Here is an 18,867-nt window from a genome sequence, read left to right on the forward strand (position 1 = left end):
TGTCACGGGCGGCGAACGGATGCCTCGATCACGGCCAGCGCCAGCTGGTCGCGCACCCGGTCGACGTTCGTCTGCCACTGTCGGGTCATGCCGGGACGCTGCTCGATGCCCTGCCAGAACGGCGCCAGCGCGGCGTCGGTCCGGGCGGCGGGCATCCACAGGTGCAGCAGGTAGTCGGCCGCGGGAGCGAGCCGCGCGACCACCTGCCGCCGCTCCGCCGACCCGGCGGGATTGCGGCTGACCAGCGACAGCAGTGTCGTCAGCAGCCAGTCGTGCAGTGCGATGTCCTCGCAGAGGACGGCCACGGCCTCGGCGTCGGCGGCGGTGCGCGGCAGCCGGATGGTCCGCGCGGCGTGGTCCACCAGGCGGAACTCGAACCCGCCGCGCTCGCAGACGGCCCAGCGCAGGCCGGTGCGGACGGTGCGGAACGGTGCGCGCCGGTCGACGCGGCTCGACGCCTGCACCGCGTCGACGGTGCGGCCGCCGATCGCGCCCAGGTCGAGCAGCCCCGGGTGGTCGGCCGCGAGCAGGTGCCCGCCCGCGACGTCGAGGCCGCCGGACCTGCCCACCAGCTCCAGCACACCGGGCCGGGAGAGGTAGTGCGACCAGGGCCGGCGGTGCCGGGAGTCGGCCGCGGTGACCCGGGCGAACGCCGAGCCCTGCAGCACGTGGCCGCCGGTGAGCACGGCCCGCGAGGCGACGGTGCCGACGGCGCGCACGCGGGCGAGGTCCGGCTGGCGCCCGGTTACCGGGACGGCCGGCAGGTCGCAGTCCACGCCGGTGAACCGGGCGGGGGAGACCGCGTACGCGATGGGGCGCTCGGATCGGCGCACCCGCTCGCCGGTGGTCAGCGCCAGCAGCGCGGTGGTGGTCGCGGCGGACACGGCGGTGGAGTTCTGCAGCAGGGCCGTGTGCACCTCGCCGATGACGACCTCGGCGGTCTCGCTGGTGGTCGCCAATGCCAACTCCCCGCGGTGACGATGGTGATCGATCGATTTCATCCCATGGGCACGGGTGTGGCAAGCCACCCGCAGGCCACAATAGACCGACGGTTCAAGCTTGAACACGTAGCGTGACCTAGGCTTACGCAGCGGTCCTTACATCTTTGCATGTAAGTTAATCTAAGCGGATGGTGGCTACTTCAGGGCCGGAGGCAGTCGTCATCGGAGCGGGGGTGTCCGGCCTCACCACGGCCGTCCGCCTCGCCGAGGCGGGCATCCGGGTCCAGGTGATCGCCGCGCGGCCGCCGTCACGGACCACCTCGGCTCTCGCCGGTGCGAGCTGGGGCCCGTACATGGTGGTGGATCAGCGGGTGCCGCGCTGGAGCGACACGACGCTGGGCGAGTTCGCGCGGCTGCCGGCGGACGGATCGTGCGGCGTGCGGTTCGTCCGCGGCATCGAGGCGTCACCCGACGCGGTCGATCCGCCGGACTGGGCGACTGCTCTGCGTGACTATCGGCTTTGCGACAGTTCGGAGCTCCCGGAGCGGTTCCAGGTCGGGTGGTGGCACACCATTCCGCTCATCGACATGCCCGTCTACCTGGGCTATCTCACCGGCCGGCTGGAGCGGGCCGGGGTCGCGGTGCGGCAGCTCGCCGGGCCGCTGCGCTCGTTCGGCGAGGTCGACCTGCCGGGCGTGCTGATCAACTGCACCGGGCTGGGCGCCCGCGAGCTGACCGGCGACCACCAGCTCACCGCCTCGCGCGGCCAGCTCGTGGTCGTCGACAACCCGGGCGTGGACTGGTTCTTCCAGGACGACGCGGAGGCCGGCGACCTCACCTACTTCCTGCCCCACGGCGACCACGTGGTGCTGGGCGGGATCTCCGTGCCGCACGACCCGGCGCACGGGCTCGAGCCGGACCCGGACGTGGAGAAGGGGATCATCGAGCGCTGCGCCGCGATCGAGCCGCGGCTCGCGGGTGCCCGGGTCCGGGAGCGGCGCGTCGGGCTGCGGCCCAACCGCGCCCCGGGGATCCGGCTGGAGCCGGAGCTGATCGAGGGACGCATGGTGATCCACAACTACGGGCACTCCGGGTGCGGCGTGACGCTCTCCTGGGGGTGCGCCGAGGAGGTGCTGTCGCTGCTCCGCGGGCTGTGATCGGCCACTCGGGGAAAACCGCTGGTCGTCCGGGCGGGGCAGCGGCTTATCCTTGCGGCTGTCATGACATCGCAGTCCGAGCCGGCGGCGCGCCGCAACAGGCCGCCCCGCAACCCCAGCCAGCTCGCAGAGCTGCGTAAACGCGTCGACGAGCTGATGGCGCCCGACCAGCGCCGGCTCGCCCGGCGCCTCGACGGCGTACGCAGGATGAAGCCCGGCGACGCCCTGGACGCCGCTATGGCGCAGATCACCACGGCGGTCGGCGCCGCCGAGGAGAAGCTCGCGCTGCGGGCCGCCGCGGTGCCCGCGGTCACCTACCCGGCCGAGCTTCCGGTCAGCCAGAAGCGCGACGACATCGCCGACGCCATCCGCGACCACCAGGTCGTGATCATCGCGGGCGAGACGGGCTCGGGCAAGACCACCCAGATCCCCAAGATCTGCCTTGAGCTGGGGCGCGGGGTGCGCGGGCTGATCGGCCATACCCAGCCGCGCCGGCTGGCCGCGCGCACGGTCGCCGAGCGCATCGCCGAGGAGCTGGCCACGCCGCTGGGCGAGACCGTCGGCTGGAAGGTCCGGTTCACCGACCACGTCGGCGACAAGACCATGGTCAAGCTGATGACCGACGGCATCCTGCTCGCCGAGATCCAGCACGACCGGATGCTCTCGCAGTACGACACGCTGATCATCGACGAGGCGCACGAGCGCAGCCTCAACATCGACTTCATCCTCGGGTACCTGAAGCAGCTGCTCCCGCGCCGCCCGGACCTCAAGGTGATCATCACCTCGGCGACGATCGACCCGGAGCGGTTCGCGGCCCACTTCGCGACCGCCCCGGCGGGCGGCGGCGAGCCGGTCCCGGCGCCGATCGTCGAGGTCTCCGGCCGGACGTACCCGGTCGAGGTCCGCTACCGCCCGTTGGTCGTCGCGGGCGACGAGGAGGAGGGTGACGAGGAGCGCGACCAGATCCAGGCGATCTCCGACGCCGTCGACGAGCTGGCCGGGGAGGCCGCGGGCGACGTGCTGGTGTTCCTCAGCGGCGAGCGCGAGATCCGCGACACCGCCGAGGCGCTGCGCAAACGCAACCTGCGCCACACCGAGATCCTGCCGCTGTACGCCCGGCTGTCCACCGCCGAGCAGCACAAGGTCTTCCAGCCGCACACTGGGCGGCGCATCGTGCTCGCCACCAACGTGGCCGAGACCTCGCTGACCGTGCCCGGCATCAAGTACGTGGTCGACCCGGGCACCGCCCGCATCTCCCGGTACAGCCACCGGCTCAAGGTGCAGCGGCTGCCCATCGAGGCGGTCTCGCAGGCCTCGGCGAACCAGCGCAAGGGCCGCTGCGGGCGCACCTCTGACGGCATCGCGATCCGGCTCTACGACGAGACGGACTTCGTCAACCGGCCCGAGTTCACCGAGCCGGAGATCCTGCGTACCAACCTGGCCTCGGTCATCCTGCAGATGATCTCGCTGGGGCTGGGCGACATCGCGGCGTTCCCGTTCATCGACCCGCCGGACCGGCGCAACATCGCCGACGGCCTCGACCTGCTGCACGAGCTGGGCGCGCTGGAGGCGCCGGTGCGCGGCGAGCCCGGCAGGCTCACCCCGCTGGGCCGCAAGCTGGCGCAGTTGCCGGTCGACCCGCGGCTGGGCCGCATGGTGCTGGAAGCCGACCGCAACGGCTGCCTGCGCGAGGTGCTGATCATCACCGCGGCGCTGTCCATCCAGGACCCGCGCGAGCGCCCCGCCGACAAGCAGCAGGCCGCGGCGGAGAAGCACGCCCGCTTCGCGGACAAGGACTCCGACTTCGTCGCGTACCTCAACCTGTGGAACTGGCTCAAGGAGCAGCAGCAGGAGCTGTCGTCGAACCAGTTCCGCCGGATGTGCAAGACCGACTTCCTGCACTACCTGCGCATCCGCGAATGGCAGGACCTGGAGTCGCAGCTGCGCCAGGTGGTCAAGGGCATGGGCTTCACGCTCAACACCGTCCCGGCCGAGCCGCAGCGGCTGCACCAGTCGCTGCTGTCCGGGCTGCTGTCGCACATCGGCCTGTACGACCCCGAGAAGCGCGACTTCATCGGCGCCCGCAACGGCCGCTTCTTCGTCTCGCCGGGCTCGGCGCTGTTCAAGAAGTCGCCGCGCTGGGTGATGGTCGCCGAGCTGGTCGAGACCTCCCGGCTGTGGGGCCGCATCGCCGCCAAGATCGAGCCCGAGTGGGCCGAGAGCCTCGCCGAGCACCTGGTCAAGCGGCAGTACAGCGAGCCGCACTGGGAGAAGAAGCAGGCCGCGGTGCTGGCGTACGAGAAGGTGACGCTCTACGGCATCCCGATCGTGGCCAAGCGCAAGGTCAACTTCGGCCGGATCGACCCGGCGCTGTCCCGGGAGCTGTTCATCCGGCACGCGCTGGTCGACGGCGACTGGGAGACCCACCACGACTTCTTCCATGCCAACCGCGACCTGCTCGCCGAGGTGGAAGAGCTGGAGCACCGGGTACGCCGCCGCGACATCCTCGTCGACGACGGCACCCTGTTCGACTTCTACGACGCCCGCATCCCCGCCGACGTCGTCTCCGGCCGCCACTTCGACAGCTGGTGGAAGAAGGCCCGCCACCAGACGCCGGAGCTGCTCGACTTCGAGAAGTCGATGCTGGTCAACGAGGCTGCCGGCGGGGTCGACGAGGGCGACTACCCGGACGTGTGGCGCCAGGGCGAGTTCGAGCTGCCGTTGACGTACCAGTTCGAGCCCGGGACCGACGCCGACGGCGTCACCGTGCACATCCCGCTGCCGCTGCTCAACCAGATCACCCCGGCCGGATTCGACTGGCAGATCCCCGGCCTGCGCGAGGAGCTGGCGGTGGCGCTGGTGCGCTCGCTGCCCAAGTCGGTCCGGCGCAACTTCGTGCCGGTGCCCGACTACGTACGCGAGGCGATCGCCGGGCAGAAGCCCGACGGCCAGCCGCTGCTGGCGCTGCTGGAACGGCAGCTGCGGGCGATGACCGGCGTCGTGGTGGCACGCGAGGCGTGGGAGCCCGACAAGGTGCCCGACCACCTGCGGATGACCTTCCGGGTGGAGGACGAGAAGGGTGCCCGCCTCGCCGAGGGCAAGGACCTCGCCGAGCTCAAGCGCAGGCTGCGCGACAAGGCCCAGGCCGCCGTCGCGGCCGCCGCCGACGACCTGGAGCAGCACGGCCTCACGGCGTGGACCATCGGCCCGCTGGCCAAGGTCGTCGAGCGGCAGCGCGGCGGGTACGCCGTCAAGGGCTACCCGGCGCTGGTCGACGAGGGCGAGACCGTCGGCGTCGGCGTGTTCGACAGCCCGGGGGAGCAGTGGACCGCCATGTGGCGGGGCACCCGCCGCCTGGTGCTGCTCGGCGCACCGCCGCCGCTGAAGTCGCTGCAGGGCCGCCTGACCAACCAGGCCAAGCTGGCACTGAGCCGCAACCCGCACGGCAGCGTCGGCAAGCTGCTCGACGACGTCGTCACCACCGCCGTCGACAAGGTGATCATCGAGGCGGGCGGCCCCGCCTGGGACGCCGACGCGTTCGCCGCCCTGGTCGCCAAGGCACGCGCCGACATGCCGGACACCATGTACGAGATCCTGCAGCAGCTGGAGCCGATCCTGTCGTCGGCGTACGAGATCGACCGGCGGCTCAAGTCGATCACGAACGTGCTGCTGGTGCGCTCGGTCGCCGACATCCGCGCCCAGCTCACCGGCCTGGTCTACCCCGGCTTCGTGGCCGCCACCGGCCTGCGCCGCCTCCCCGACCTGGTCCGCTACCTGCGCGCCATCGAACAGCGCCTGGCCAAACTCCCCGAGCAGCCCCAACGCGACCGCGAACGCCTCCTGTTGATCGAGGACGTCCAGCAGGAGTACACCGACGCCAAGGCCGCCGTCCGCCCCGGCGCCCCCGGCTGGGACACCCTCGCCGAGGTCCGCTGGATGATCGAGGAACTCCGCGTCAGCTACTTCGCCCAGTCCCTCGGCACCCCCTACCCCGTCTCCGACAAACGCATCTACCGAGCCCTATCCACCCTCCCCACCTGACCCCCCCGGGGGTTTCGGCGTTGATCATGAACTTATGGGCATGTTCGACGGCGTGTCGCTTCCCTAACTTCATGATCGACGAAACGGAAAGCGGGAGCCTCGCCCTCCGGTGGTGAGAGGGTGGCTCCCGCTGGGGTTTTCGGGGGACTGGTTGTCAGTCCTTTTTGTCGATCTTGATTGTCTGCTGGTCGGCGGGGTCGATGAGCATGACCGTCGCTTCCTCGGGCAGGGGCGGTGGGGTGGGGGGCTGTGGGGCGCTGGGGGACTGCTGGGCGATGGCGGGCTGGGCGGCCCCGGCGGGGTTGCGGCGGGGCAGCGGCGGGGCGTCCCCGGCGGGCGGGGCGGGCGCGACCGGCGGCACGTGCGCGGTCGGCGCGCTGGACGAGGCGGTCGGCACGGTCGGCGCGGCGGCGACGGGTGGCGCGGCCACGGGGGCGGCCACGGGCGGTGCCGGTGGCACGTTGACCGTCGGGATGCTCTGCGGGGTCGCGCGCGGGTAGTGCAGCGACGGCGGCGGCACGTCCGGCAGGCCGGTGTACGCCGTGCCGCCCGGCTGCGCCGTGAACTGGCGGGTGGCGTCGACGGGCGCTCCGGGCCGGCCCTGCTGCAACGGGTACGCCGCGAGCGCGACCGTCTCGTCGGCGAGCCGCTCGTGCTTGCGCCAGCGGCGCGGGCTGGCGACCGTGGCCAGCAGCGGCACGGCGAGCACGACGCCCAGGCCCGACTGGCCGACGGCGCCGCCCATGTGGACGTCGAGCATCGCGAAGGTGTCCTCGTAGGACGCCGTGTGCGCGGCCGCCCAGACGCTCATGCCGAGCAGGCCGAGCCCGGCCAGGAACGGGCCGACCGGCGACAGCCGCACCATGGTGAGCACGGCGTAGAGGGCTCCGGCGAGCAGCAGCGCGCCGAGGGCCACGGTGGCGTCGAGGACCGCGGACGCCGCTCCACCGGCGACCCACATGGTCTGGAAGGCGCTGAGTCCCGTGCCTGTCAGCAGGAACACCGCCGGTGCGAACACCAGCGCTAGCAGGAACGAACCGATGTGGCGCACCATGCCTCCGGGGGTGACGACTGCTGGGCGTTCCAAGAATGGCGTATCGACGCCAACGGCGCGCGCCGGGGTCGTCAACCGTTGCCGCATCGCGCGTTCACCTGCGGCGCGGCGGCGTGTGCCGCGGCTTACTGTTTGCGGTGCGGGTGCGAGGGGGCGGCGTCCAGGCCGTACGGTGAGGTGTGCTCGACAGCCAGCAGGGCCGGCCGACCGCGTTCTCGCGGGTGACGCTGAGCCGCATCATGACCAACCAGGACGTGAACCTCTACGGCACCGTGCACGGTGGCGTGATCATGAAGTTCGTGGACGACGCGGCGGGCGCCGCCGCGGCCCGGCACTGCGGCTTCAACGCGGTGACCGTGGCCATCGACGAGATCACGCTGATGGTGCCGGTGCGGGTCGGTGACCTGGTGCACGCGAAGGCGCAGGTCAACTGGACCGGCAAGACCTCGCTGGAGATCGGCGTGACGGTGCTCGCCGAGCGCTGGAACGAGGCCGACCGCGAGCCCGTCAACGTCGCCACGGCGTACCTGGTGTTCGTGGGCGTGGACGCCGAGGGCAACCCGCGGGCGGTGCCGCCGGTGCTGCCGGAGACCCCCGACGACGTGCGCCGCTTCCACGAGGCGGAGATCCGCCGCGAGCACCGCCTGGCCCGCCGCCGCGCCATCGACAAGCACCGCGCCGACGGCGCCTGACCACGCCGCGCGACCTAAGCCTTATCGAAGCTCCGTTCCCGCTGCTCCGACAGCCGGAACGGAGCTTCGCGCGTCGGAGCGGGGTGGGCGGCGGGGACACCGGCGGGTGCCCGGTGATGTGCCCGGACCCACCGCGAGGCGGCCGTCCCAGGTCGGAGAATGGTCCGTCGTGCCATGCGGCAGGATGCGAACTGCGGCACGATGAGGTTTCGCGGGAGAGGATCATGATGACCGAGGCGCTCTGGACCCCACCGGCAGATGTCAGGCAGCGCTCCCGGATCGGGGACTACATCGGCTGGCTGGAGCGCGAGCGCGGGCTCACCTTCTCCTCGTACGACGAGCTGTGGCGCTGGAGCACCACCGACCTGGCCGGCTTCTGGTCCTCGATCTGGGACTACTTCGAGGTCATCGCACATGATCAGCCCACGGATGTGTTGCCCGACGCCACCATGCCGGGCGCGCGGTGGTTCCCCGGCGCGACGCTGAACTACGCCGAGCACGTGCTGCGTATGCCGGGCGTCGCCGACGACGAGGCCGTGGTGCTGGGCTACTCGCAGACCCGCGAGCCGGTCGTGCTGACCGCCGCGCAGCTGCGCGAGCAGGTCCGCCGGGCGCGGGCCGGGCTGCGGCGGCTCGGCGTCGGCGAGGGCGACCGGGTCGCGGCGTACCTGCCGAACATCCCGGAGACCGTGGTGCTGATGCTGGCCACGGCGAGCCTCGGCGCGATCTTCTCGTCGTGCGCGCCCGAGTTCGGCACCCGCAGCGTCACCGACCGCTGGCAGCAGATCTCCCCGAAGGTCCTGGTCGCCGTCGACGGCTACCGGTACGGCGAGAAGCTGATCGACCGCACGGGCGAGGTCGCCGCGATCCAGGCCGCGCTGCCGTCGCTGGCGCACACCGTGCTGCTGCCGTACACCGCGGGGCAGGTCGGCCTCGGCGAGCTGGCGGCCGACACCGACGAGCCGATGGCGTACGCCGCGGTCCCGTTCGCGCACCCGCTCTACGTCCTCTACTCCTCCGGCACCACCGGCCTGCCGAAGCCGATCGTGCACGGGCACGGCGGCATCCTGCTGGAGCACCTGAAGATGCTCGCCCTGCACCACGACCTGGGGCCGGGCGACCGCTACTTCTGGTTCTCCACCACCGGCTGGATGATGTGGAACTACCTGGTCTCCGGCCCGGCCGTGGGCGCGGCGATCGTGCTGTTCGACGGCAACCCGGCCGCTCCCGACCTGGGCGCGCTGTGGCGGCTCGCCGAGGAGGCGGGCATGACCTACTTCGGCACGTCCGCGCCGTACCTGCTGGCCTGCCGCAAGGAGGGCATCGTCCCGCGGGAGGTCGCCGACCTGTCGAAGCTGCGCGGGCTGGGCTCCACCGGGGCGCCGCTGCCCGCCGAGGGCTTCGGGTGGGTGTACGAGAACGTCAACCCCGACCTGCTGCTGCTGTCGCTGTCCGGCGGCACCGACGTGTGCACCGGCTTCGTCGGCGGCACCCCGCTCAACCCCGTCTACCCCGGCGAGATCGCGGCCCGCTGCCTCGGCGCCAAGGTCGAGGCGTTCGACCCGACCGGCCACCCGGTCGAGAACGCGCTCGGCGAGCTGGTGATCAGCGCGCCGATGCCCAGCATGCCGGTCGGCTTCTGGGGCGACGCCGACGGCTCGCGCTACCGCGAGGCGTACTTCGACGTGTTCCCGGGGGTGTGGCGGCACGGCGACTGGATCACCATCACCGAGCGCGGCACCTGCGTGATCACCGGCCGCTCGGACGCCACCCTCAACCGGGGCGGGGTGCGCCTGGGCACCGCCGAGTTCTACTCCGTGGTCGAGGGCATGGCCGAGGTCGCCGACTCCGTCGTGGTCCACCTGGAGGACGACGAGGGCGGCGCGGGAGAGCTGCTGCTCTTCGTCGTGCTCCAGCCCGGCCTGGCACTCGACGAGGCACTCAAGGCCAAGATCGCCCGCGAGCTGCGCACCGCCCTGTCACCCCGCCACATCCCGGATGTGATCTACCAGGTCAACGCCGTCCCCCGGACGCTGTCCGGCAAGAAGCTCGAGGTCCCCGTCAAGCGCATCCTCACCGGCACCCCCGTCGACGCGGCCGCCGCCAAGGGCGCCCTCGCGAACCCCGAGTCCCTGCTCGCCTTCGAAACCCTCGCCAAGTCCCGCTGACCGTCCCGCGCCCCTCGGGTGCCCCCGCCACCTGCCGCAACTTTGAAGACTCGTGCCCTGCGGGCTGCTCCGATGCCGCGAGTCTTCAAGAGTTGCGCCCGCGGTGCTGAGCCGGGTCGCGGCGCGGCTGGGCCGGGGCCGGGTGGCCCGGGGGTCCCGTCCCGGGGGTCTCGGGGGTCAGGGGATGAGGCGGGCGTGTTCGGTGGCGGCGCGGGTGTCGAGGATGCCCGCGGCGGTGTTGTGGGAGAGGACGAGGCTCGCGCCGGCGGCGATGGGGGCGGTCAGCCAGTCCAGCGGGCGGGGGTGGGCGCCCAGGTCGATGAGCACGCGGTCGCCCTTGTTGATCTCCAGCTCCTTGGCGCGGGCCAGGGACCGCTCGGCCAGGTCGGCGTGGGTGATGGAGCCGCCACCGCCGGGCAGGCCGACCAGCGACGCGGCGCCGGGGTCGGCGGGCGGGCCGCCGTAGAAGTCGCCGTGGGCGCGCGCCGAGCTGACCCAGTCCGACACCCCGGCGGGCAGGTTGCGCAGCGGCAGGGCGAACGGGTGCAGGCTCACCGCGTACGTGTCGGGGGCGGCGGGACCGGCCTCGGGCTCGACGAAGGCGACGTCGGCGGGCAGGTCGGCGGAGTGCGACACGGCCAGCCCGGCCGTCCACGCCGCCAGCATGATCGACGCGGTCTGCCAGTGCGGCGGCAGCGCGATCCGGGCGACGTCTCCGGCGCCCAGGCCGCACCCGTCGACGAGCAGGTTCGCGGTCTTGGCCACCCAGTTGGCCAGGGTCGCGCCGGAGAGCTCGGTACGCTCGCCGGTGGCGTCGTCGTACCAGGTGAGAAGCGGTTTTGCCGGATCGGTGGCGACGGCGGCGGCGAAAAGCTGACCGATAGTGGACACGTGGTCAGGCTACCGACACTGCCGCGTCGTGGACCTTGCCTCGGGGCATGTCGGGCGTAGTCTGAAGCCTGACTGCTGTGAAACAGCGCACAGTCTCACAACCGCAGAGCGGCGGTCGACTGGGCTGCGCTGCACACCCCCACAAGGAGTGTTCACCGTGACGATCGCTCGCTCTCCCCGGGTGCTTGTCGATGCCACCAGCGTGCCCGCCGATCGCGGCGGCGTGGGCCGGTATCTCGACGGGCTTCTCGGCGCCCTCGCCGACCATTCCGACATCGACCTCGTCGTCGTGTCGCAGCGCACCGACCAGGAGCGCTACGCCCGTACGCTGCCGCACGCGCAGGTCGTCGCGGCGCCCGCCGCCGTGGCGCACCGCCCCGCCCGGCTGGCCTGGGAGCAGACCGGCCTGCCGCTGCTCGCCCAGCAGGTCGGCGCGCAGGTGCTGCACTCGCCGTTCTACACCTGCCCGCTGCGGGCCGGCTGCCCCGTGACGGTGACCGTGCACGACGCCACCTTCTTCACCGAGCCGGAGCACTACGAGAAGTCGCGCGGCACCTTCTTCCGCTCCGCGATCAAGACGTCGCTGCGCCGGGCCGAGCGGGTGATCGTGCCCAGCAAGGCCACCCGCGACGAGCTGATCCGGCTGCTCGACGCCGACCCGACCCGCATCGACGTGGCATACCACGGCGTCGACCACACCGCGTTCCACGTGCCCGGCGAGGAGGAGAAGGCCCGGGTGCGGGCCCGGCTCGGGCTCGGCGAGCAGTCGTACATCGCGTTCCTCGGCGCCAAGGAGCCCCGCAAGAACGTGCCGAACCTGGTCCGCGGCTGGATCGCGGCGGTGCGCGACCGGGTCGACCCGCCGGCGCTGGTGCTGGCCGGCGGCCAGGGCCACGACGACGAGATCGACCGCGTGGCGGGCGAGGTCCCCGCGCACCTGCGGCTGCTGCGCCCAGGCTATCTGCGGTACGCCGACCTGCCGGGCTTCCTCGGCGGGGCGGTGCTGTGCGCGTACCCCAGCCATGGTGAGGGTTTCGGCCTGCCGATCCTGGAGGCGATGGCCTGCGGGGCTCCGGTGCTGACCACGCCGCGGCTGTCCCTGCCGGAGGTCGGCGGCGACGCCGTCGCCTACACCGGCCAGGATGCCGACCACATCGCCAAGGACCTCGCGGCCCTGCTCGACGACCAGCCGCGCCGCAACGCGCTGGCCGCGGCGGGCCTGGCCCGGGCCAAGGAGTTCAGCTGGAACTCCAGCGCCGAGGCGCACGTAGCCGCGTGGCAGCGGTCGATCCGCCACCACCACCGGTGATGCAACACGCACCCCGCCCCTAGCAGGCGAATGCGGCTTGTGTCACGGGCGGGGTGCGCTGCCGGGTCGCCTCGGTCAGGCATGATGGTCGGATGCTGCACGCCGTCATTCCCGCAGGTGGAAGTGGAACCCGTCTCTGGCCGCTGTCGCGCGCCACGAACCCCAAGTTCCTGCACCCGCTGACCGGCACCGCGGAGACGCTCATCCAGGCCACCCTGGCGCGGCTCGCCCCGGTGGCGGCGCTCGCGGACACGTACGTGGTGACCGGCGTGGCGCACGCGCCCGGGATCGCGCGGCAGCTGCCCGACCTGCCCGACTCCAACATCCTCATCGAGCCGAGCCCGCGCGACTCCTGCGCCGCGATCGGCCTGGCCGCCGCGGTGATCGCGCAGCGCGACCCCGAGGCCGTGATGGGCTCGTTCGCCGCCGACCACCTGGTCCGCGACGGCGCCCGGTTCACCGAGGTGCTGCGCCAGGCCGAGGCCGGCGCCCGCCGCGGCCTGCTCATGACGGTCGGCATCACGCCCACCCACCCCGAGACGGGGTACGGCTACCTCCAGTGCGGCGCCGTCGTCGACGGCCCGATCCGCACCGTCGACGAGTTCAAGGAGAAGCCCTCCCTGGACGTGGCGACCGGCTACGTGCAGTCCGGCCGGCACCTGTGGAACGCCAGCATGTTCGTCTGGCGCGTCGACGTCTTCCTCAAGGAGCTGGCCCGCCAGCAGCCGCAGCTGCACGACGGCCTGGTCCGCATCGCCGCCGCCTGGGACACCGAGGACCGCGACCGGGTGCTCGGCGAGATCTGGCCGACCCTGCCCAAGATCTCCGTCGACTACGCGGTGATGGAGGGTGCGGCCGCCGCCGGGCTGGTCGCGACCGTCCCCGGCGACTTCGGCTGGAACGACGTCGGCGACTTCCACACCCTCGGCGACGTGCTGCCCGGCGACGACGACGGCAACGTCGTGGTCGGCGACAGCGCCACCCTCGACGGCGGCAAGCCCGAGGTGCTGCTGCACGACTGCGCCGGCACCGTCGTCGTGCCGCAGTCCGGCCGGCTCGTCGCCGCGCTCGGCATGCGCGACGTGATCGTGGTCGACACCCCCGACGCCGTGCTGGTCTGCCCGCGCGACCGGGCCCAGGACGTCAAGAAGCTCGTCGACGAGCTCAAGGAGCGGGGCGACAGCCGGATCTAGTCTGGTCGCCATGCGACTGGTGGAGCTGACCGCGGCGGGCAACGAAGCGAGCGACCTGCTGCCCGTGCACGACGCCGGCCTGCTGGCCGAGCTCGGCGCACGCCGCGCCTACTGGACCGTGCTCGACGAGGGCCCGGTCGAGCAGTGCCTGGCCCTGCTCGTCGAGCAGCCCGACGGGCAGTGGCGCGCCGAGCACGTCAAGGCCGACGCGGGCGAGCACGCCGGGCGCACCGAGGACGGCGAGGCGCTGGCCCGCCACGACGGCTGGGTGTACGTGCTCGGCTCGCACTTCGGCTCCAAGGCCGGCCCGCTGCGGCCCAAGCGCGCCTTCGTGGCCCGCTTCCGCGAGTCCGCCGCGCCGCGGCTGGAAATCGTCCGGCACCGGTTCGCGCTCCACCGGGCCGTGAACGACGCCCTCGCCGCGCTCGCCGTCACCGGCCACCCGGCCGCGCCTGAACCGGTCGCCGACGCCGTGCACGCCGGGTTCGTCACCGAGGCGCTGCGGCGCGGCACGGCCAAGGGCAAGCGGTGGACGGCGCAGCTCGCCCCCGGCGACCACCCGGTCAACATCGAAGGCGCCGCGTTCACCGCCCGGGGCACCCTGCTGGCCGGGTTGCGCTGGCCGGTGACCGCCGCCGGGGAGCCGATCCTCGTCGAGCTGACCGGCCTGCCGGGGCTGTTCACCGGCGGCACCCTCGACGTGGCCGGGGTGTACGCGCTGACCGGGACCGGGTCCGGCCCGCTCGGGGTGCGGGCGCTCGCGGCACGCGCCGACGGGGCGTACGACGTGGTCGTGGGTTCGATCGACGCGCTCGACAAGGGCTCGATCCTGCTCGAACACCACCCGCACGCCCGCCACGCGACCTGCCGCCACCTGCGGTTCCGCCTGCCCGACGCGGCGGGAGCGGGGCTCATCGCGCCCGAGCCGGTCGCCGACCTCGCGCCGCTGCACCACGTCGAGGGCGTGTCCGAACACGACGGGCACCCGGTGTACGTCGCCGACGAGGACCACCGCATCGCCCTCTGGCTGACCGGGCCCTAACCCCGCACCGCCCCTGACATGGCCGCGTGCCGTAGCGGCTTGCGCGCCGTGTGGCTGCGTGCCGTGGTGGTTGCGCGCCGTGTGGCTGCGTGTCGTGGTGGTTCGCGGTGCCGTGTGGCTGGGTGTCGTAGTGGCTTGCGGTGCCGTGTGGCTGGGTGCGGTTTCAGGGAAAGTGGGCTTGTTCGGGGTGGGAAGGATGCTGTTTCCCCGAAAGAGCACGACACCTGCGGGCGCACCAGGGTGCTGACGCACGGAGCGGCCGGTCAGATCGCCCCCCGGCACTCTGACCAGCCGCTGCCGCATCGCCCCGTACGCCCCCGTACGGTCCAGGGACGGGCACCCTCCGCGTGAACGCCGTCCCGGCTCCCCAGGCCCGACAAGGATCGTCCACCGAACAGTGACCGGTCCACGACATTCGGCTGTGACTTAAAGACGCTGGTCACGTCCGCCGGTAGAGTCAGCGGCACCCCCTCATCCGGAGAGTCCATGCTGCGTATCCACTTCACCAGCACCGACCTGATCCGTACGCGGATCGCGACGGTGCCGGATCCGTTGTGGGAGCTCGCGCTCAGCATCCACCTGCTCCGCATGCGCGGCACCGACCCGCTGCTGACCGGGTGGAAGCGCAACATGATCAGCAACCTGAAGCCGGGCGGCCTGCTGCGCGACGAGGTCGGGCTGCTGCTCGCACTGAACCCGCCCGTCGGCTACTTCCCCGACTTCCTCACCCCGCCCGAGGGCACCGGGGGCATCAGCGCAGGTCTCGACGCCGTGCTGACCACCCCGAAGGGCAGGCTGCGCAAGGAGATCAACTCGCTCGGCGACGCGCAGGGCTCGCTGCCCGCCAACGTCGACGACGTCGGCAGCGGGCAGACCGGAGCCCTCGACGAACTCGGCACCGCCATCAGCCGCTACCACGAGACGGCCATCGCCCCGATGTGGGACCGCGTCCGCACCGCCGTCGACGCCGACCGCGGCCTGCGCGCCCGCACGATGATCGACTCCGGGACCGAAGGGCTGCTGAACAGCCTGCACCCGACGGTGCGCTTCGACGGCAGCGTGCTGGAGGTCGCGGACTACCCGTCCCACCGGGAGGTCCACCTGGAGGGGCGCGGGCTGCAGCTCATGCCGTCGTACTTCAAGACGCCGACCAAGCCGGTGACGCTGTTCGACCCGGAGCTGCCACCGGTGCTCGTGTACTCCGTGCACCAGGAGGCACGGGCAGCCGTGGTGCGCAGCGGTGAGGCGCTGTCGGCGCTGCTCGGGCGGACCCGGGCCGCGGTGCTGGACCTGGTCGCCCAGGGCAGCACCACGACCGAACTGGCCCGGCGGCTCGACGTGTCACCGGCCGCCGTCAGCCAGCATGTCGCGGTGCTGCGCGACGCGGGCCTGCTGCACAGCGTGCGGGACCGGAACACGGTGCACCACACGCTGACGCAACTGGGGTACGCGATGCTCGCCGGCCGCTCAGCGCCTACGCCGTGACCTGATCAGGAGCAGTGCCAGGACACCAACGACGATGACGACGGCACCGGCGATCAGCATGAACGTCTTCGAGCCGTTCGAGTCCGGCTCGGTAGGGCGGTTCGCAGAGGCGCTAGGTGTGGGTGAGGCGAGCGGGGGTACGTCCGCTGTCAGTGCAGCGACGATGTCGAGCACGCCGTAGCCGTACTGCGGATCCCTTCCTGCAGGTCCCTTGTCCACCGCCGTCGCGGTGATGCGGTGGATGACATCAGCCGCAGACAACTCTGGATACTTGGCGCGCACCAACGCCACGGCCCCGGAGACGATGGCCGTCGAGTCTGACGTCCCTGACGTGGTACGCCAGAGGTGGTCTAGTCCGGTACTGGTGATCCCGTCACAGGGCGCGGAGATGACAACCGCGGCGCCGGACACGGAGGTTGCCGCGGGCTGCCCGTCCCTGCCCACGCCAGCCACTGCCAGCACGCCCGGTATCGCCGCTGGATAGCCGACGGTCTTATCCACTGGCTTGTTTCCTGCGCTGGCCACCACGACGATGTCGGCGGAGATCGCTTTCCTGACCGCCTCTCGCAGGAGCGCGTCATCGAAGTCGTTGGCGAGCGAAACCGAGATGACGTCCGCTCCCTGTGCTGTTGCCCACTCGATGCCGCTGGCGATTTCAGCGGTGTTGGTGAGACCGCGAATCGAGTTACGAACCGGCATGATCGTCGCCGCGGGCGCCACGCCTCGCACCCGACCATGCGCGGCGATGAGCCCAGCCATGCCCGTCCCGTGACCGAACTCATCGACCCGCCCGTCACCAGGTCCCTCACGGGTGAGGTCGGCTCCAGGCTTCACTGAACCCCGCAGGTCTGGATGGGTCGCATCCACTCCAGAGTCCACGACTGCCACGACGACCCCGGCACCCTGGGTGATCTTGTGAGCCTCGTCAGTCCGAAGGAACTTGTGGAACCACTGCCCTTCCGAAATTTGGTCCGCCGAGGCACTCGACGCGCCCGGGCTACCGAGAACGGAGACGAGAAAGGCGGTCGAAACAGCGAGCGTGGCGCGGTGCAAACGGTTCACGGTTCAGTGGCTCCTCGGCGAATGGTGACGGTGGGAGCAGGCTCGGTCGATTCCTCGTTACGCCATGGCATGGCTGTTTGGGTGAACCAAGCCCGAAAGTCCTCCTCGACTTGCTCGGGAGTCGGGTCGGCCGCGGGTGGCAAGCTGGTTGGCTGAATGATCGGCGACACCCCATGTGCCACATCCCAGCGTGTGTCGGGACTGCGCCGGTAACCTTCACCGCCGCCGCGCGCCTGGCCGGCGGGTCCTCCCATGGGCATGGGCATCATCGCGGGCATGCCAGATGACCCGCCACGAATCGGCGACGCGACGGTGGGGGTGCCATTGGAGCCCGGCTGTGGGAGCGCGACGACGTAGCCCTCCCTGCCGACGCCTGGTCCTGGCAACACGTAAGCGCCTCCGTAGGGCGCATAAGGGCTGCCTGGGGCGATCGGCATCATGGACACAGGCTGGCCGGGAACCGCTGGCACGGGCGGTGGCACGCTCTGCAGCACCGGACCCGAGTCGTCAGGTGGCGGAGTGATCAACGGAGGGAAACCGGGCAATGTCGGTGGCACCGGGTTCGGTGAGTGAACCGTCCCGGGGCTGTAGCCGATAGTCCGCTTCGCTCTGGTTGGCTGGGGGACTGGGCCTGGGACCGGTTCTGTCGGTGGCGACTCCACGTTTCGGGAGCTGGGCTCAGCGGGCATCGTAATCTGGCTTCGATGATCGCGAATGGCGCGTTCAGTGGCTACCATCGTCTGCTCGGTGAGGTAACTGAGCCGCGTAGCCTCATGATCCCACCACTCCGGCCCGCCTTCGTTGGTGGTCGTTTCCCAGGCCTGCACGATCTGGTGGACCTCACGCTTGGCTTTGGCGGTGGATGTCATGATCCCGTCGATCGCCAACGCATTCTGGATCGCCGTTTCGCCGTCCATCCGCATGCTGGCGATCAGATCGTCAATGCGGCGCAGTGCCATCGTCGCGGCACGGCTCTGCTCGGCTGGCCACAGCTGAGCTAGAGCGTCCCGGCGCTGGGACAACCGGTCTGCTTGTGAGATCAATAGCGAAGCGAGGGAGCGAAGGCCCTTGACCTGCTCCCAGCCCAGGCTGTCGTCCTCATGGCGGATCATGTCCCACACGCGCGGCGGATCGACCGAGGCCCAATTGGTCTCGCCCTGTGTCGGCCAGGTCTTCAGAGCATTCTGTGGCTTGGCGACGTATCCGGCTTCTTCGGGCAGCATGCCCACTGGCCCCGAAGTCATGCCAGCATCCCTCGCTGAGGGTGCGACGGAATGGGAACATCGCGCTTCTCCAGCTGAGCGACCACCTTACTTAGCTCGCTTTCCACCTCGGTGACACGAGCCGCCGCTCGTGCGTCCGCATCGGCGTAATTCTCGACGATTCGCTCAAGTGCGATGGCAAGGGCTTCAGCCACGCGCAGCTGGTACTCGGCATTCGCGCGGTGCTTGACGAGCACGTCATTCACTGAGGCTCTAGCGGCTCGGCCTTCTGCGCAGTCGAGCGCGAGGCAGAAGCGGGCGCCGTACCGCATCTGCCGCTGGGCCGTGGCGAAGCCGGGCCGTAGGTCCTCGTCGGTGTCGCGGCGCAGGTCCGCGCTGATCTCGCGTAGGCCGGCCAGGTCGACGGTGAGCCTGCCGTGCACGGGTCGTTCAGGCATGCTTCCCTCCCCAAAGAAGCGCGCTGTGAGTCGGCGCCCCGGCACTCCACGGTCCACACCGGGCCGGACGCGACGCCTGACGGGGAGGGTAACGGATCGACCCTACTCAGCGCAGCCCTAGCGCCACCCCCTGTGGATAACCGCGTGCCACACGGCCGCGAAGATCGCTGTT

General features: G+C 71.5%; 14 protein-coding genes. 8 read left to right on the forward strand and 6 right to left on the reverse strand.

From position 1 onward, the window contains the following. Positions 1-2 precede the first annotated feature (2 nt). Positions 3-959 (reverse strand): SCO2521 family protein, encoded by a 957-nt coding sequence (locus AB0J67_RS02990; protein ID WP_363475611.1) that lies wholly within the window; start codon positions 957-959, stop codon positions 3-5. Positions 960-1,129: 170 nt separating this feature from the next. Between AB0J67_RS02990 and AB0J67_RS02995 the strand changes: the two genes are divergently transcribed. Both AB0J67_RS02995 and hrpA read left to right on the forward strand, forming a co-directional pair. Beyond that, positions 1,130-2,098: an FAD-dependent oxidoreductase gene (locus AB0J67_RS02995; RefSeq protein WP_363475613.1), complete on the forward strand. Its 969-nt coding sequence runs from the start codon at positions 1,130-1,132 to the stop codon at positions 2,096-2,098. Between the two features lie 63 nt (positions 2,099-2,161). Beyond that, positions 2,162-6,139 (forward strand): ATP-dependent RNA helicase HrpA, encoded by a 3,978-nt coding sequence (gene hrpA, locus AB0J67_RS03000; protein ID WP_363475615.1) that lies wholly within the window; start codon positions 2,162-2,164, stop codon positions 6,137-6,139. Between the two features lie 154 nt (positions 6,140-6,293). On the opposite strand, the gene AB0J67_RS03005 is transcribed toward hrpA, so the two are convergent. Continuing rightward, entirely contained in the window at positions 6,294-7,193 is a 900-nt protein-coding gene (locus AB0J67_RS03005; RefSeq protein WP_363475617.1) for a hypothetical protein, read from the reverse strand. A 239-nt stretch (positions 7,194-7,432) separates the two neighbouring features. On the opposite strand from AB0J67_RS03005, the gene AB0J67_RS03010 reads away from it, so the two are divergent. Together AB0J67_RS03010 and AB0J67_RS03015 are read left to right on the forward strand one after the other, a co-directional pair. Then, a complete protein-coding gene (locus tag AB0J67_RS03010) occupies positions 7,433-7,885 on the forward strand; it encodes a hotdog domain-containing protein (RefSeq protein ID WP_363475700.1) in 453 nt (150 codons plus the stop codon). 227 nt (positions 7,886-8,112) lie between these two features. Then, positions 8,113-10,053 carry an acetoacetate--CoA ligase gene (locus AB0J67_RS03015; protein WP_363475619.1) on the forward strand — a complete coding sequence of 647 codons (1,941 nt, stop codon included), beginning with the start codon at positions 8,113-8,115 and terminating at the stop codon, positions 10,051-10,053. Positions 10,054-10,230: 177 nt separating this feature from the next. Here AB0J67_RS03015 and AB0J67_RS03020 read toward each other — a convergent pair whose 3' ends face one another. Then, positions 10,231-10,944, reverse strand: a complete 714-nt coding sequence (locus AB0J67_RS03020) for a TIGR03089 family protein (protein ID WP_363475621.1) — start codon at positions 10,942-10,944, stop codon at positions 10,231-10,233. Between the two features lie 157 nt (positions 10,945-11,101). Here AB0J67_RS03020 and AB0J67_RS03025 point away from each other — a divergent pair, with 157 nt between their 5' ends. The 4 genes from AB0J67_RS03025 to AB0J67_RS03040 all read left to right on the forward strand — a co-directional run bounded on the left by AB0J67_RS03025 (position 11,102) and on the right by AB0J67_RS03040 (position 15,973). Then, positions 11,102-12,253, forward strand: a complete 1,152-nt coding sequence (locus AB0J67_RS03025) for a glycosyltransferase family 1 protein (RefSeq protein ID WP_363475623.1) — start codon at positions 11,102-11,104, stop codon at positions 12,251-12,253. 92 nt (positions 12,254-12,345) lie between these two features. Next, entirely contained in the window at positions 12,346-13,446 is a 1,101-nt protein-coding gene (locus AB0J67_RS03030) for a sugar phosphate nucleotidyltransferase (protein WP_363475625.1), read from the forward strand. Between the two features lie 10 nt (positions 13,447-13,456). Continuing rightward, entirely contained in the window at positions 13,457-14,488 is a 1,032-nt protein-coding gene (locus tag AB0J67_RS03035; RefSeq protein ID WP_363475626.1) for a hypothetical protein, read from the forward strand. Between the two features lie 486 nt (positions 14,489-14,974). Continuing rightward, positions 14,975-15,973 carry a winged helix-turn-helix domain-containing protein gene (locus AB0J67_RS03040; protein ID WP_363475628.1) on the forward strand — a complete coding sequence of 333 codons (999 nt, stop codon included), beginning with the start codon at positions 14,975-14,977 and terminating at the stop codon, positions 15,971-15,973. Here the strand turns inward: AB0J67_RS03040 and AB0J67_RS03045 are convergent. From AB0J67_RS03045 to AB0J67_RS03055, 3 genes are read right to left on the reverse strand one after another with little or no spacing between them, the layout of a single operon-like run. Further along, complete coding sequence (locus tag AB0J67_RS03045) at positions 15,956-17,035, reverse strand: S8 family serine peptidase (RefSeq protein ID WP_363475630.1); 1,080 nt, start codon at positions 17,033-17,035, stop codon at positions 15,956-15,958. The two genes, AB0J67_RS03040 and AB0J67_RS03045, sit on opposite strands and share 18 nt — an antisense overlap. Next, the gene (locus AB0J67_RS03050) at positions 17,032-18,279 is read right to left on the reverse strand and encodes a hypothetical protein (RefSeq protein ID WP_363475632.1); all 1,248 of its coding nucleotides are present in this window, start codon (positions 18,277-18,279) and stop codon (positions 17,032-17,034) included. The genes AB0J67_RS03045 and AB0J67_RS03050 overlap by 4 nt, the downstream gene beginning before the upstream one ends. Continuing rightward, entirely contained in the window at positions 18,276-18,695 is a 420-nt protein-coding gene (locus AB0J67_RS03055) for a hypothetical protein (protein WP_363475633.1), read from the reverse strand. The genes AB0J67_RS03050 and AB0J67_RS03055 overlap by 4 nt, the downstream gene beginning before the upstream one ends. Between the last annotated feature and the right edge of the window lie 172 nt (positions 18,696-18,867).

It is taken from the genome of Catellatospora sp. NPDC049609 (assembly GCF_040675365.1).
Lineage (GTDB): Bacteria > Actinomycetota > Actinomycetes > Mycobacteriales > Micromonosporaceae > Catellatospora.

Bases quoted from the DNA above. Each gene is read 5' to 3' on its own strand.
- AB0J67_RS02995 (WP_363475613.1), top strand. From the start codon at position 1,130: ATGGTGGCTACTTCAGGGCCGGAGGCAGTCGTCATCGGAGCGGGGGTG.
- hrpA (WP_363475615.1), top strand. From the start codon at position 2,162: ATGACATCGCAGTCCGAGCCGGCGGCGCGCCGCAACAGGCCGCCCCGC.
- AB0J67_RS03005 (WP_363475617.1), bottom strand. From the start codon at position 7,193: ATGGTGCGCCACATCGGTTCGTTCCTGCTAGCGCTGGTGTTCGCACCG.
- AB0J67_RS03010 (WP_363475700.1), top strand. From the start codon at position 7,433: ATGACCAACCAGGACGTGAACCTCTACGGCACCGTGCACGGTGGCGTG.
- AB0J67_RS03015 (WP_363475619.1), top strand. From the start codon at position 8,113: ATGACCGAGGCGCTCTGGACCCCACCGGCAGATGTCAGGCAGCGCTCC.
- AB0J67_RS03030 (WP_363475625.1), top strand. From the start codon at position 12,346: ATGCTGCACGCCGTCATTCCCGCAGGTGGAAGTGGAACCCGTCTCTGG.
- AB0J67_RS03035 (WP_363475626.1), top strand. From the start codon at position 13,457: ATGCGACTGGTGGAGCTGACCGCGGCGGGCAACGAAGCGAGCGACCTG.
- AB0J67_RS03040 (WP_363475628.1), top strand. From the start codon at position 14,975: ATGCTGCGTATCCACTTCACCAGCACCGACCTGATCCGTACGCGGATC.
- AB0J67_RS03050 (WP_363475632.1), bottom strand. From the start codon at position 18,279: ATGACTTCGGGGCCAGTGGGCATGCTGCCCGAAGAAGCCGGATACGTC.
- AB0J67_RS03055 (WP_363475633.1), bottom strand. From the start codon at position 18,695: ATGCCTGAACGACCCGTGCACGGCAGGCTCACCGTCGACCTGGCCGGC.